The sequence below is a fragment of the Altererythrobacter rubellus genome (genome assembly GCF_030284385.1).
GTDB lineage: Bacteria > Pseudomonadota > Alphaproteobacteria > Sphingomonadales > Sphingomonadaceae > Erythrobacter > Erythrobacter rubellus.
In genome coordinates, this window is record NZ_CP127221.1 from 1049476 (window position 1) to 1062328 (window position 12853).

A 12853-nucleotide genomic window follows, 5' to 3' on the forward strand; every position below is an offset into this window, starting at 1 on the left:
ACACCCTCGGAAATAGATTTCGAAAGAGGACGCATAAATGGCATTCCGCGAGTTTGACTCCCCCCAGATTTCCCGCCGTTCACTTCTAAGAGGCGGCGGTTATCTCGCCGCTGGCGGCGCGCTTACGACGCTGCCACTTTCGGGCAGCATTCTGAGAGCCCACGATGTCGGCGCGATGTGGCCCAATGTCGCGGCGATGACAAAAAGCTATCTTAGTTCCAACAAGGTGCCGAACCTGCTTGTCGCATTCGGCCGCGGGCAAGACGATATCGCGCATACGGTTGGCGGCGGAACGCTATCATTTCGAAGCTCGCAGCAAGTTGATCTGGATTCGCTATATCGCATCTATTCGATGAGCAAGCCGGTCACAGGCATGGCGACCATGATGCTGGTCGACGAAGGCAAGATCGGCCTGGATCAGCCGGTTGCGGAAATCCTGCCTGAATTCAGCAATATGCAAGTGATGGTCGATCCCGAGGGTTCACTCGACAACACTGTACCGGCAGAGCGGCCCATCACAATTCGCCAGTTGCTGACCCATACCGCAGGGTTGGGATACATCATTGGCGTGAAGGGGCCTCTACTCGCAGCCTATGCGCAGAACGGGCTGGTTGGCGGGCGGGTTAGCCGCATGCCTATTCCCGGTCTGCCCGAGTTTACACCTGCGCCCGATCTGGCAACCTGGTCAGAGCGGCTGGCGAGCCTGCCCCTTGTCGCACAGCCGGGCAAGAAATGGATTTACTCAGCCAGCATCGACTTGCTGGGCCGGGTTATCGAAGTTGCATCAGGGCAGGATTTTGAAAGCTTCCTGCAACAGCGGATTTTTGAACCGTGCGGTATGGGCAGTACATATTTCACTGTCCCGCAAAGCGAGGTTGGCCGACTGACCACCAATTATGGTGTGAATGAAATGCTGCCCGTTCCGCTGCCAATCGATCCTGGGGCCACTTCTATTTACCTCGACAAGCCAAGCGTGCCGTCCGGTGGCGGCGGCTTGGTCAGCTCCGCGCGCGACTATGACCGGTTCCTGCGCATGCTGCTGGGCTATGGCAAGATCGATGGGCGCCGCGTTATGGGCGAACTTGCGGTGCGCGTCGGCACATCCAACCTTTTGCCAAAATCGGTGGACACAGCGGGCTCCTGGATCGAAGGCGAAGGCCATGGTGCAGGCGGTCGTTCGACTGGCACCAGCTTTGGCTGGGGCGGGGCAGCCGGCACACTCGCCAGCGTAGATTTCGGGTTAGACATGCGTGTTGGTCTGTTCACGCAATACATGCCGGCTGAAGCCTATTCGATCCGGGCAGATTTCCTTTCGGCCATCGAGCAAGACCTTACTGTAATGCGGGGTGCAGCTTAAATGGGGCAACGCGCACCGATCGCCTTTTCCGGCTCGCCAATTGACCGTGCGGACAATTTGCGTGCGGATCCCGATGCGTTGGCCGGGATGATGAACTGGAAAGCGCGGCTGCTCGCTCTTGATCAGCTGATGCCGTCGCTGGATGATAACAACCGGCTTGTCTGGGGCACGCTGGCTGATGCGCCCGAAGATGCCGAGTTGGTGTTCCTGGGCATTGACCGCACCGACGGCGGGGAGAAGCCATGCTTTGCGGCTGTCCCGGCAAAAGGCGACGCGAGTCCGCGCATGGCGAACCCGCAGCTATGGGCACTGATGGCAACGCTCGATGCCGGTGACCTTGCGCTCTATGGCGGGGCACGCAGCCTGATAGACTGGCACGCGCGCCATCGCTTTTGCGCGGAGTGCGGCGGCAACACCAAGGTCGCCAAGGGCGGCTGGCAACGCGGCTGTGAAAGCTGCACCGCGCAGCATTTCCCGCGAACCGATCCGGTCACAATCATGTTGGCCGAGTATGAAGGGCGGCTGATGCTTGGTCGAGGCAAGGGATGGCCGGAGGGCGCGTTCTCTGCCTTGGCGGGCTTTGTCGAGCCCGGCGAAACCATCGAGGAAGCTGTGCAACGCGAAGTGTTCGAGGAATCGGGGGTGCGCGTGCGCGATGTCTCTTACATTGCCAGCCAACCGTGGCCGTTTCCCAGCCAGTTGATGATCGGATGCCATAGCTATGCCGATGACGACGCATTGGTCATTGATGAAACCGAAATGGCGGAGATCATCTGGTTCACGCGCGAACAGGTCGAATCCTCGCTTGCAGGCAACGGGCCATTTCGTGCTCCGCCGCTGCATGCTATTGCTTACAACCTTATGAAATGGTGGCTTGAAAAATGACCGATCCCGCACCGCACCGCATGACCATCGACATTTATTCGGATGTCATGTGCCCGTGGTGCCTGATCGGTTATGGCCAGCTGACCAAAGCGCTTGGTGAACTTGACGGAGAGATCGAAGCGCAACTGCGCTGGCGCCCTTTTGAGCTCAATCCTGATATGCCGGAACAAGGCGAGGAACAAGAAGCGCATCTGCAACGCAAATATGGCCGCAGCGCTGAAGAGGGCGCAGCAGTTCGTGGCCAGTTGAAGTCGATTGCAGACAGTGCGGGGGTTTCGCTGAGCTATGAGGGTTCCGGCGAAGCGCCGCCGGCAATGATGTGGAATACGCGCGCGGCGCACAAGCTGCTGACATGGGCGCTAGAAGAGGCAGGGCCCTCGGTGCAAACCGACCTGAAGCTCGCGCTGTTCAAGGCACATTTTAACGAGCGGCAAAACGTATCTGACGAGGGCGTATTGCTGGATGTCGCGGCAGGTATCGGCTTGCATCGCGAAGCGGCGAAGGCCGCGCTGACGGACGACGAATTGGAGGCGCGCGTAATCGCTGAAGAGCGTCAGGCGTGGGATCTCAACATATCTGGCGTCCCGGCGATGATTGTGAACGGGAAGTTCATGATCCCGGGCGCGCAATCGCCCGAAACCTACGTCAACACACTGCGGCGAGTTGCCGAGAAGACTGTGGCGTGAGTGGATTCACCCCTCGCACTGCGGTGATAACCGGCGGGGCGAGCGGGATAGGCTTTGCGATCGCTCAGGACCTTACCGCGCGCGGCGTTCAGGTCATGCTGGCAGACTTACCTGGAGACAAGCTCGAGAAGGCCGCTTCGTCACTTGACGGGGCCATCGCGCAGCCTTGCGATGTGAGTGATCTGGAACAGGTTGAAGCACTTGCAGAGGTGGCATTTGACCAGCTCGGCGAAGTGCATCTGGTGCTGAACAACGCGGGGCAGGGCGGCGTTCGCGGCAAGATGTGGGAAGTCGATCCAGAGGCGGCGCGCAAGCACTTCGACGTCAATTTCTGGGGCGTTTGGCACGGCTGCAAAGCATTCGCGCCGCGCTTGATCGAACAAGAAGCCCAGTCAGCGATCTATAACACGGGCAGCGAAAACAGCTGGTTCTGTGCGGTCAAGCAATCCGCAGCCTATATTGCCGCGAAACATGCTGTGCTGGGCATGACGGAAAGCTTGCGGGAGGATTTGCCGGATCACGTCCATGCCGGCTTGATTGTGCCCGGCTGGGTCTTCACCCCGCTTGGTCCCGAGCAGTTTATGAAGCTGGGTATGCCGGTCGATGAATATGCCAGAATCGTTGTGCCGCAATTGCTTGCGCGACGACGTTTTGTGGTCAGCCATGGCTACAACATGGTGCGCATCGCCGAACGGATGGACCAACTTGCCGAGAGCTACGCCGAATATGCGCTGCCGCCGGAACAAGACGCGAAGCACGATGTGCAATTGGTGATGGCGCAGTTGATGAAAGCGCGCGAGGGTTAGATCAATTCCAGCCGTGCCACTTTCGGTACCCGACAATCAGATACATCCCAAAAAAGACGGCCGCTCCGCCGGTCCACAACCAATCACCAAGGCTCTTTGGACCTGCAAGGAGCTTGCTTCCAAATATGGTGCCGCTCAAGATAAAGACAAAAGAGATCAGTCTCTAGGGAATTGCTTCATGCGCCAATTGCCGGTTGAGTTCTTTTGAGCGCGGCGGCCCGAAGTCGGGGCGACCTTTCACAAGTCGGCGTGGGGCAAATGATGCTCAGAAAAGCCAGCCCACTACAGCCAATACGACTGTGGCCAGAAATACTCCAGAACCCCACTCTGGCAGGGCCAGCGTTCGTTCAACTGCAACGAATACAAAAATGGCACCCATGATTGCGCCAAGCATCAACCAGAATCGCTTTCCTTTGCTCGCATCCGTCCAGTCTCGCAGGAGACCTTCATACTCCTCGTGGCTAACGAGCTTCCCGCCACTATTGGGGGAGGGGTAATAGAGATATCCGTCATCGACTGGATCGAACTGGCGTTTGAATGCTTCTACAGGGTCAACCATCGCGCAGTGCCGTCCTAAATCAGCCCCAGTTTCTGCAACTTGACCGCCATCTTTCCGGGCAGCGCATCGCCGATGTCTTCGTCGTCTTCCAAGTCACGCGGTGGCTCGCCTTTGAGATAGCGCCAACCCTGATGCGCGCGCTTGGGTTGGGGGTGCACCCGGATCAGCTTCGGCTCCAACTCGATCAGCCAACGGCCGCTGTCGGTTTGTGAAAATCCTGTGATCTTCGATCTCGCGACCAGATTGTGCTGATGAATCCAGTAAAGTGATCCGCCAATGCATTGCTCCCACTTGGTGGGCCGATACTTTGTCGTCAGATGCGGGCTGCGCCGTCCGGCATACCAGCTCTCGATATCGTCGAAGCTTTGAGCTCCAAATGCAATCTTGGTCAAATTGAGCGGCATGGGTATGATCTGGCACATGAGGCCGCAGATTCAAGCCCGCTGGGGCAGTTTTGCGAGGGGAGAGTTTCAATGAATACGAAGAATTTCCAAGGCGGCGTGCTTGCCGGAGTACTTTTGGCGGTGGCTGCTTGCTCGCAAGCTCCAACGCAGGATGCTCCCGTCGCTGTTGGCGAACCTGATCCTCAGCTGGGCATGGTGACCACGATCACGCCGGGAATGACCGCGCGCGCTGCGCGATTGGTCACTGAAGGCAAAACCTATGCGCTGGGGGTGATCACCGGCCCTGACACAGTTCCTTATCCGGGGCGGAGCTATTCAATCAGTGTTGTAGGCATCAATGAGCCGATGGGTTCGAACAAAGCCACCGCGCATGATGACCGGCTCGAAACGCATGTCGGGATCGGCAGCCAGATCGACGGGTTCGGGCATATCGGGCGTGACGGAGTGCACTATGGAGGGGTCCGGCGTGAGGATATCTTTTCTGAAGATGGATTGAAGGCTCTAGGAATAGAGCACATTCCGCCCATCGCCACGCGCGGGATCATGCTCGATATGGCAAAGCATTTCGGCGTGGACCGGCTTGCTCCCATGCAGGGTTTCGGGCGCGAGGAGATTTCCGCCGCTGCCGAAGCGCAGGGTGTAACCATCGAAGCGGGCGATATTGTGCTGTTCCATACCGGATGGCTCTCGATGGCGGACGAAGACCCAAAAGCCTATATCGAGCAGCAGCCGGGCATAAATATGGACGGAGCGGAGTATCTTGCCGAACTGGGCGTTGTGGCCATCGGTGCGGATAGCTCAGGGCTTGAAACGCAGGACTTCGGCGAGGGCCGTGTCTTTCCTGTCCACCAATTCCTGTTGGTGGATGCCGGTGTCTACATTCTGGAGACCATGAATACGAACGATCTTGCAGCAGACGGTGTGCACGAGTTCTTCTTTGTACTGGGTCAGCCGCGATTTGCGGGATCAGTGCAAGCGGTGATCAATCCGGTGGCGATTAGGTAGATAGCGAGGCAGCCGCGCCCGCTAGAAAAACTGCCGTTAGGCAAGGCCAGCAAGGACAGCCAGGCCAAGGAAGGCGAAAAAGCCCATGCTGTCAGTGATCATCGTCACGAAAACTGATGATGCCACAGCCGGGTCCTGATCCAGACGTTCAAACATCACCGGCACCAGAACGCCGGCCATGCCGGAAACGATGATATTGATCACCATCGCAACCGCGATCACCGTACCTAGCTGAGGCGTGAATAGTATTGCGGTTGCGATTCCGATCAGCACAGCGATGGTTACACCGTTCAGCAACGCAACGCGCAATTCGCGGCTCACGATTTTCCAAGTGTTGGCCCGCGTCAGCTGATTGGTCGCGATTGCGCGCACAGCGACAGCCATGGTCTGTGTACCGGCATTGCCGCCGATACTGGCAACGATCGGCATCAACACCGCGAGTGCGACCAGTTTCTCGATCGCGGCACCAAAGAAGGCGATGATGGCAGAGGCAACCACGGCTGTGCCAAGGTTCGCGATCAGCCAGCGCACGCGGCTGGAAAAAGCTTCGCGGATCGGCTCGTTAATATCGCCATCGCCCGCGCCCGACAGCAGCAGCACATCTTCACCGGCTTCTTCGGAGATAATGTGGACGATGTCGTCCACTGTCATCTGCCCGACCAGGCGCCCGCTCTCGTCGACCACAGCGGCTGATATCAGATTGTATTTCTGGAACATCAGCGCGACTTCTTCCTGATCGGTATCGACCGGGATCAGAGTCTGATCGCGTTTCATTACATCGGTCAGCTTGATGTGACGCGGCGTGGTCAGCACCCAGCTTAGCGCGCAAGTGCCAACCGGATGGTGCCGTTCATCCACGACGAATACTTCGTAGAATTCCTGAGCCAGATCGCCTTCGTGACGCATATAGTCGATCAGACCGCCGACATTCATATGTTCCGGTACCGCCACAAAGTGCCGGCTCATCAAGCGGCCAGCGGTTTCTTCCGGATAAGCGAGCGCGCTTTCAATCGCCGCGCGGTCTTCGGAATCGACCTCGGCAAGGATTGCTTGCTGATCGTCTTCGTCCAGATCCTCGATCAGCTGAACCGCATCATCGGTTTCGAGCTGCTCGACAATGGTCGCAACCGCTTCAGGCGCGAGCGCTTCCATCATGTCTTCGCGCACGTGGTCGTTCAGCTCGGCGACCACTTCAGAACTCATCAAGTCTGTTATCGCAGCGGCGAGCTGTCCGCGCTCATCCTTGTCAAACAGCTCCAGCAAGTCGGCGACGTCAGCTGGGTGAAGCGGCTCCACCAGATCATACACGGCATTGTTGTCACCCGACTCAAATGCGTCACGTACGCTGCGGATATATTTGGGTTTTAGCCGGTTTTCTTCATCGTGCCGCTCGTCATCGATGCGGTCGTCAGGATGCGGGCCGTCTTCTTCCGGCATTTCAGCCGTCAGCAGGTCTTCCTCTTCAAGGCGCGCATCATCGGACATGGCGCTTGGTCTAGGCAGGCAGGGGGAAAAGGCAAGGTGCAGGGTGACTCACGCTCACAACTCTTTATACCGCTGCGCCAACAAAGGAGATTCTACCCATGGCTGAGAAGCTGACATTTACCCTCGAATCCGGCGATGTTGTGATTAAATTGCGCCCCGATCTGGCACCGGGCCATGTTGAACGCATTACCGATCTGGCACAGGAAGGCTTTTACGATGGCGTGGTGTTCCACCGCGTGATTCCCGGCTTCATGGCGCAGGGCGGCGATCCGACCGGGACCGGCATGGGCGGCAGCGACCGTCCTGACCTGAAGGCGGAATTCAATGCAGAGCCGCACGTGCGCGGCACATGCTCTATGGCCCGCACGCAAGTTCCGGACAGCGCGAACAGCCAGTTCTTCATCTGTTTCGATGATGCGCATTTCCTTGATGGCCAATACACCGTTTGGGGCCAGGTCGAGAGCGGCATGGAATTGATCGATGGTTTGGCAGTGGGTGAACCACCAGCCAATCCGAGCAAAATCGTGAAAGCCACGGTTTCCTGATCCAACTATCATGACGCACCGCAGAGCAGCACTGGTCCTGCTGGCATCGCTGCTCAGCGGTTGCGTCACATATCCTGACATCACCCGGTCGCGCAGCCCCTGCCGGATGGAGCCGGGCGGGTGGTGCGACTTTGGCCGCGAGAAGGACGTGCGCCGCGCCGCCTCTATAGCAGAATGATTGAACCCGCGCGGTCTTCCCGCTAAAGCGCGCGCCATCATGAGACCGACAGAGACCCCCAAGACGTACCGCGTCAAAAGCTTCGGCTGCCAGATGAATGTCTATGATGGCGAACGCATGGCGGAACTGCTTACTGAAAAAGGCATTACTGAGGCACCCGAAGGCAAGGACGCCGATCTGGTGGTTCTTAACACTTGCCATATTCGCGAGAAAGCAGCGGAGAAGATCTATTCGGACATTGGCCGCCTGACCAAAGGCAAGACGCAGAAAAAAGCGCCGATGATTGCGGTCGCTGGCTGCGTGGCGCAGGCCGAAGGCGAAGAGATCATGAAGCGCGCGCCGGCAGTTTCCATGGTGGTTGGGCCGCAAGCCTATCATCGACTGCCTGAAATGCTGGACCGGGCAGTGAAGGGCGAACGCGCGACCGATACCGACATGCCTGCGATTGCGAAGTTTGACAGCTTGCCTCAGCGCAAGCGTCGCTCCCCCACCGCATTCCTCACGGTCCAGGAAGGCTGCGACAAGTTCTGTACCTATTGCGTGGTACCCTACACACGCGGTGCGGAAATCTCGCGTCCATTCAATGATCTGATCACTGAAGCGCAGAAACTGGTTGAAGCCGGCGCGCGCGAAATCACGTTGCTGGGGCAGAATGTGAATGCCTGGTCCGCAGAGGACACAAAGGGACACACAGTAGGTCTGGCGGGCCTTATCCATGCGCTAGCCAGGATCGATGGGCTCGAACGCATTCGTTATACAACAAGCCACCCCAATGACATGGATGATGCGCTGATCGCGGCGCATGGCGAAGTCGACAAGCTGATGCCCTATCTTCATCTGCCGGTGCAGTCGGGCAATGATCGCGTGCTGAAAGCGATGAACCGCAGCCACACCGCGGAAAGCTATTTGCGGCTGCTTGAGCGGTTCCGTGAAGTGCGCCCTGATATCGCGCTGTCAGGCGATTTCATCGTCGGATTCCCAGGGGAGACCGAGGCCGAGTTTGAAGACACGCTGAAGATCGTGGACGAGGTCCGCTATTCTCAGGCGTTCAGTTTTAAATACTCGCCGCGTCCCGGCACGCCCGCAGCTACGATGGAGAATCAGCTCGCCAAAGAGGTGATGGATGACCGGCTTAAGCGCTTGCAGGCGCGGCTTAATCGCGACCAGCATGCATTCAACCAAGCGCTGGTCGGCAAAACTTGCGACGTGCTGGTGGAGCGCAAGGGCAAGCTGGACGGCCAATGGCTGGGCAAGTCGCCCTGGCTTACCTCGGTCTGGTTCGAGGATGACGCCCAGATAGGGGATATGGTAACGGTTGAGATCGTTGAAGGCGGCCCCAATTCGTTGATGGGCAAGCTCAAGCAGCCGGTATTCGCCTGAGGGAATTGCGTGACAGCTGAGTGACTTTCCACCGCTTCGTGAAGGGCGCGCGCTTGCCAGCGGCGAAAACCCGCTTACATTTTCGACTCAGAAACACAGCTGGCGTTAACGCCAAAGGAGCGCATGGCACGTAAACCCGCCAATCAATCGCCCCGCGAAACCGGATCGAAGGTTTCGCCCTTTCCAGCAGCAGCCAGGCCGCGCCGCGCGCGGATCGAAATGAGCTTTGAGGATCAGTCGTTGCTGGTCCCATTGTTCGGCGAGTTCGATGCCAATCTGGTGCAGGTCGAAAACCGACTGGGCGTGTTTATCTCTGCCCGCGGGGACCAGCTACAGATCGAGGGGCCGCAAGACAGCGTGGCGCGCGCCCGCGATACGTTGCAAGCAATGTATGACCGGCTCGCCCAAGCGCAGGATCTGGATGCTGGCGCGATTGAATCGCTGATCGCAATGTCGAATGAGCCGACGTTGGAGGGGATCATCTCGGGCGATGAGGACAATGGCCCGCCGGTGATGATCCGGACCCGGCGCAAGACGATCGTGCCGCGCAGTGCCGGGCAGATCCCTTACATGCGGCAACTGGCGAAGGATGATATCATCTTTGCATTGGGCCCAGCGGGGACCGGAAAAACCTATCTCGCGGTGGCACAGGCCGTCAGTCAGTTGATAACGGGCAGCGTACAACGCCTGATCCTGTCGCGCCCGGCGGTGGAAGCTGGCGAAAAGCTGGGCTTTCTGCCCGGCGATATGAAGGACAAAGTCGATCCCTATCTTCGTCCGCTTTATGACGCGCTGTTCGATTGCATGCCGCCAGAACAGGTGGAAAGACGGATCGAAAGTGGAGAGATCGAGATCGCGCCGATTGCATTCATGCGCGGGCGGACACTGGCCGATGCATTTGTAATCCTGGATGAGGCCCAGAACACCACGCGCGAGCAGATGAAAATGTTTCTAACCCGTTTTGGCCAGAACAGCCGGATGGTGATCTGCGGCGACCCCAAACAGATCGACATTCCGGGTGGTGACCGGATGAGCGGCCTCGCGGATGCAGTAACCAAGCTGGAGAATGTTGAAGGGATTGCGGTGTCGCGCTTCACCAGCGCAGACGTGGTGCGCCACCCGATCGTGGGCCGTATTGTTGAGGCCTATGAGGGCCCGTCCGAGTAGGTGGAACTAGACACCGACATTGATGGTTGGCCTTCGGGCGATTGGGAGGCGTTGGCCGCGAGCGCTGCGCAGGCTTGTGGAGACAACGCGCCCGAGCTTGCCAATGTGCGCCTGAGCGCAAGCCTGCTGTTCACCTCGGACGAAGAGGTTCGCACGCTCAACCGCGAGTGGCGGGGTCGTGACAAACCCACCAATGTTTTAAGCTTTCCCATGCTGACCCGCGAAGAATTGCTCGATCTGGCGCCTGACGGCCCGCCTGTCATGCTGGGGGATCTGGCACTTGCGTATGAGACTTGCGCTCGCGAAGCAGGGGCGAAATCGATACCGCTGGACCATCACGCCGCGCATTTGATCGTCCACGGATTGCTGCATCTTGCGGGCTACGACCACGAGATTAGTGAAGAAGATGCGGACAATATGGAGGCTTTGGAGATCCCGATACTTGCAAAACTTGGTATCGCAGACCCATATATGGATCGTGACTGATAGGAGTAGCCACTAAGGGCCATGCCCGATTCCCCATCTACCGCGGGAGACGCGGACAGTAGCAGCGGTCTGATGACCACTCTCAAGAACTTGCTAAAGATCGGCAATGGCGATCGCAGCCTTCGCGCGCAGCTCGAAGATGCGATTGATGAGCATGAAGACGGCAATTGTGATGCCGCTCCATCCGAAGATGCTGGTGGCGATCTGTCGCCGGTTGAACGGCAGATGATGCGCAATCTACTGCACTTCAGCGAACACGATGCCGATGACGTGGCGGTGCCGCGTAGCGAAATCATCGCTGTGGAAGCGTCGATCAGCTGGGATGAGCTGGTCGCCGCATTTAGCGAGCATGGCCATTCGCGCATGCCGGTTTACCGTGAAAAGCTGGATGATGTGATCGGAATGATCCACATCAAGGACGTCTTTGCTTTCCTTGCAAATGGCAAGCCGCCGCCGGCGGATTGGACCACGCTGATGCGGCAACCACTCTATGTGCCGCAGGTGCGCGGCGCATTGGATGTATTGGCCGACATGCGCGCACGGCGCGTTCATCTGGCAGTTGTCCTCGATGAATTCTCGGGAACAGATGGCCTCATTACGATTGAAGATCTGGTCGAAGAAATTGTCGGTGACATTGAAGACGAGCATGACGATGCGCCAGAAGCGCTGATCGTGCCGATTGGTGACGGCATGTGGGATTGTGATGCGCGTGCCGAGTTGGATGATGTCGCTGAAATCGTGGACCCGCGCTTGGCAGAAGTTGCTGAATCGGTTGATACCTTGGGCGGCCTGACGTTCGTTCTGGCCGAACAGGTTCCGCCGGTTGGCGCAGTGGTTGAACATTCCAGTGGGTGGCGCATCGAAGTGATAGACGGCGATGAAACCCACGTCACGCGGCTGCGTTTGCACGCGCCAAAGGATGCGGAAACAACAACAAAAGCCTAAAAAATTTGGGCTTTTCTTCGATTTTTTGCATCTTTTGACTGGCGTAAGCGTATCTTTCTTGGAAAGAGAGAAATTGAAATGCCAGCTCGTCGCCTACCCCCACTCCGCGCTCTTGAAGCGTTCATGCGAACAGTCCGCCTGGGCTCTGCTCGTGCCGCCGCTGAAGAGATCGGCCTGAGCCCTTCGGCGTTGTCGCGTCGGATCACCAATCTTGAGGAATTCGTCGGCAAGAAGCTGTTCACCCGGGCGCGCCAATCGATGCAGCTTACCGACGAAGGTCAGGCGTTCTACGAAGCGGTGAACCCGCACATGGAAGCGCTCGCTCGTGCGGTGGAAAGCCAATCGGACAATATCTCCTTGCTGCGATTGCGGTTGGGCGTGCTGCCACTGTTTGGTAGTCAGCGATTGTTTCCACGGCTGGGCGAGCTGCGTAAGCGGCACCCCTTGCTGCATATCGACATCGACACCGGGCCGCATCTGGAGGGCCGTGTTGGCGATACTCTCGATGCAGCCATCATCCTGTCCCAGGGGCCAGAGCAAGGCCTTCATGCGGTGCGGCTCGATCACAACATGGTGCACGCGATCTGCAGCAAGGAAATGGCGGGCACGCTGGGGGACGAGGTTGATATCGACAAGCTCGGCAAGCAAACCTTCCTAATCCACAACGAGCTGCCATTTAGTTTTGAAGCATGGAAGCGGGCACTTGGTTTGGAGAATCTGGAGCCTGCAGCGATCGACCATTACGACTCTGGCCAGTTGATGCTGGAAGCAGCGGCGCAGGGTCTTGGCATAGCAATCATGCATGATGACCATTTGCGCCGTGCGGCCGACAATCGCCTTACTGACCTATATGGGGCGGAAGTTGAAAGCCCGTACAGCTATTGGTTTGTGTGCAAGCCGACCGCGCTGGAAGAACGGCCTGTCCGCCTGTTCCACGATTGGCTGGTCAGTGCGGGGCTTTAAGC

At 58.1% G+C, this 12853-nt stretch carries 15 protein-coding genes; 12 read left to right on the forward strand and 3 right to left on the reverse strand.

What is annotated here, in order from left to right; genetic code table 11:
- The first annotated feature begins 37 nt into the window (after positions 1 to 37).
- From QQX03_RS05230 to QQX03_RS05245, 4 genes are read left to right on the forward strand one after another with little or no spacing between them, the layout of a single operon-like run.
- Positions 38 to 1357 (forward strand): serine hydrolase domain-containing protein, encoded by a 1320-nt coding sequence (locus tag QQX03_RS05230; RefSeq protein WP_285976809.1) that lies wholly within the window; start codon positions 38 to 40, stop codon positions 1355 to 1357.
- On the forward strand, positions 1358 to 2242 hold the full coding sequence (nudC, locus tag QQX03_RS05235) for an NAD(+) diphosphatase (RefSeq protein WP_285976810.1): 885 nt from the start codon (positions 1358 to 1360) through the stop codon (positions 2240 to 2242).
- Positions 2239 to 2928 carry a DsbA family oxidoreductase gene (locus QQX03_RS05240; protein WP_285976811.1) on the forward strand — a complete coding sequence of 230 codons (690 nt, stop codon included), beginning with the start codon at positions 2239 to 2241 and terminating at the stop codon, positions 2926 to 2928. Before nudC ends, QQX03_RS05240 begins: the two co-directional genes overlap by 4 nt.
- The gene (locus QQX03_RS05245; RefSeq protein ID WP_285976812.1) at positions 2925 to 3734 is read left to right on the forward strand and encodes an SDR family NAD(P)-dependent oxidoreductase; all 810 of its coding nucleotides are present in this window, start codon (positions 2925 to 2927) and stop codon (positions 3732 to 3734) included. The genes QQX03_RS05240 and QQX03_RS05245 overlap by 4 nt, the downstream gene beginning before the upstream one ends.
- Before the next feature lie 265 nt (positions 3735 to 3999).
- Here the strand turns inward: QQX03_RS05245 and QQX03_RS05250 are convergent, their stop codons facing one another.
- Positions 4000 to 4293: a hypothetical protein gene (locus QQX03_RS05250; protein ID WP_285976813.1), complete on the reverse strand. Its 294-nt coding sequence runs from the start codon at positions 4291 to 4293 to the stop codon at positions 4000 to 4002.
- 14 nt (positions 4294 to 4307) lie between these two features.
- A complete protein-coding gene (locus tag QQX03_RS05255; RefSeq protein ID WP_285976814.1) occupies positions 4308 to 4697 on the reverse strand; it encodes a DUF1489 family protein in 390 nt (129 codons plus the stop codon).
- A gap of 69 nt (positions 4698 to 4766) precedes the next feature.
- Here QQX03_RS05255 and QQX03_RS05260 point away from each other — a divergent pair, with 69 nt between their 5' ends.
- A complete protein-coding gene (locus QQX03_RS05260) occupies positions 4767 to 5702 on the forward strand; it encodes a cyclase family protein (protein WP_285976815.1) in 936 nt (311 codons plus the stop codon).
- A 36-nt stretch (positions 5703 to 5738) separates the two neighbouring features.
- Here QQX03_RS05260 and mgtE read toward each other — a convergent pair whose 3' ends face one another.
- Positions 5739 to 7187, reverse strand: a complete 1449-nt coding sequence (gene mgtE, locus QQX03_RS05265) for a magnesium transporter (protein WP_285976816.1) — start codon at positions 7185 to 7187, stop codon at positions 5739 to 5741.
- A gap of 98 nt (positions 7188 to 7285) precedes the next feature.
- On the opposite strand from mgtE, the gene QQX03_RS05270 reads away from it, so the two are divergent.
- The 7 genes from QQX03_RS05270 (at position 7286) to QQX03_RS05300 (ending at position 12851) form a co-directional block, all read left to right on the forward strand.
- The gene (locus tag QQX03_RS05270; RefSeq protein ID WP_285976817.1) at positions 7286 to 7732 is read left to right on the forward strand and encodes a peptidylprolyl isomerase; all 447 of its coding nucleotides are present in this window, start codon (positions 7286 to 7288) and stop codon (positions 7730 to 7732) included.
- Between the two features lie 10 nt (positions 7733 to 7742).
- Entirely contained in the window at positions 7743 to 7910 is a 168-nt protein-coding gene (locus tag QQX03_RS05275; RefSeq protein ID WP_285976818.1) for a hypothetical protein, read from the forward strand.
- Positions 7911 to 7949: 39 nt separating this feature from the next.
- Positions 7950 to 9290 carry a tRNA (N6-isopentenyl adenosine(37)-C2)-methylthiotransferase MiaB gene (gene miaB / locus QQX03_RS05280; RefSeq protein WP_285976819.1) on the forward strand — a complete coding sequence of 447 codons (1341 nt, stop codon included), beginning with the start codon at positions 7950 to 7952 and terminating at the stop codon, positions 9288 to 9290.
- A gap of 123 nt (positions 9291 to 9413) precedes the next feature.
- A complete protein-coding gene (locus QQX03_RS05285) occupies positions 9414 to 10457 on the forward strand; it encodes a PhoH family protein (RefSeq protein ID WP_432762837.1) in 1044 nt (347 codons plus the stop codon).
- Positions 10458 to 10943, forward strand: a complete 486-nt coding sequence (ybeY, locus tag QQX03_RS05290; protein ID WP_285976820.1) for an rRNA maturation RNase YbeY — start codon at positions 10458 to 10460, stop codon at positions 10941 to 10943.
- Positions 10944 to 11015: 72 nt separating this feature from the next.
- The gene (locus QQX03_RS05295; protein ID WP_285976821.1) at positions 11016 to 11888 is read left to right on the forward strand and encodes a hemolysin family protein; all 873 of its coding nucleotides are present in this window, start codon (positions 11016 to 11018) and stop codon (positions 11886 to 11888) included.
- A 78-nt stretch (positions 11889 to 11966) separates the two neighbouring features.
- Entirely contained in the window at positions 11967 to 12851 is an 885-nt protein-coding gene (locus QQX03_RS05300; protein ID WP_285976822.1) for a LysR family transcriptional regulator, read from the forward strand.
- Positions 12852 to 12853: the final 2 nt, after the last annotated feature.